This window comes from Psychrosphaera sp. 1_MG-2023 (assembly GCF_030548245.1).
Taxonomy (GTDB): Bacteria; Pseudomonadota; Gammaproteobacteria; order Enterobacterales; family Alteromonadaceae; genus Psychrosphaera; species Psychrosphaera algicola.
This window is the reverse complement of sequence record NZ_JAUORW010000051.1, coordinates 1-1,148: the sequence shown is the minus strand read 5'-3', so window position 1 is coordinate 1,148 and position 1,148 is coordinate 1. Positions and strand designations below refer to the sequence as shown.

Sequence of the window (1,148 nt, the reverse complement as noted above, 5' to 3'; positions counted from 1 at the left end):
CGTTCTTTAACAATTTGTAATTAATTATCTGTGTGGGCACTCCGTAGAGTAGTGACAACAAATATATATGTATAAAGCTACTTATATAGAATGTCTGCACAAATTTATTTGAACAGTATTTTTATTAAGTAGCCGATTAAACTTTTAAGTGAAGAGTTTGATCATGGCTCAGATTGAACGCTGGCGGCAGGCCTAACACATGCAAGTCGAACGGTAACATGAACTAGCTTGCTAGTTTGATGACGAGTGGCGGACGGGTGAGTAATGCTTGGGAATTTGCCTTTAGGTGGGGGACAACAGTTGGAAACGACTGCTAATACCGCATAGTAGCTACGGCTTAAAGAGGGCTTCGGCTCTCGCCTTTAGAGAAGCCCAAGTGGGATTAGGTAGTTGGTGAGGTAAAGGCTCACCAAGCCGACGATCCCTAGCTGGTCTGAGAGGATGATCAGCCACACTGGAACTGAGACACGGTCCAGACTCCTACGGGAGGCAGCAGTGGGGAATATTGCACAATGGGCGCAAGCCTGATGCAGCCATGCCGCGTGTGTGAAGAAGGCCTTCGGGTTGTAAAGCACTTTCAGCGAGGAGGAAGGTTTAGTAGTTAATACCTGCTAGATTTGACGTTACTCGCAGAAGAAGCACCGGCTAACTCCGTGCCAGCAGCCGCGGTAATACGGAGGGTGCGAGCGTTAATCGGAATTACTGGGCGTAAAGCGTACGCAGGCGGCCATTTAAGTCAGATGTGAAAGCCCCGGGCTCAACCTGGGAACTGCATTTGAAACTGGATGGCTAGAGTGTGAGAGAGGGTGGTAGAATTTCAGGTGTAGCGGTGAAATGCGTAGAGATCTGAAGGAATACCAATGGCGAAGGCAACCACCTGGATCAACACTGACGCTCATGTACGAAAGCGTGGGTAGCAAACAGGATTAGATACCCTGGTAGTCCACGCCGTAAACGATGTCTACTAGCAGTTCGTCTCTTAAGAGATGTCTTGCGCAGCTAACGCATTAAGTAGACCGCCTGGGGAGTACGGCCGCAAGGTTAAAACTCAAATGAATTGACGGGGGCCCGCACAAGCGGTGGAGCATGTGGTTTAATTCGATGCAACGCGAAGAACCTTACCATCCCTTGACATCCAGAGAATTTTC

1 rRNA gene is annotated in these 1,148 nt (G+C 48.6%); it reads left to right on the top strand.

The window, feature by feature from the left end:
- Positions 1-145: 145 nt before the first annotated feature.
- Positions 146-1,148: ribosomal RNA gene (locus tag Q4575_RS19660) — 16S ribosomal RNA — on the top strand; the annotation flags it as partial.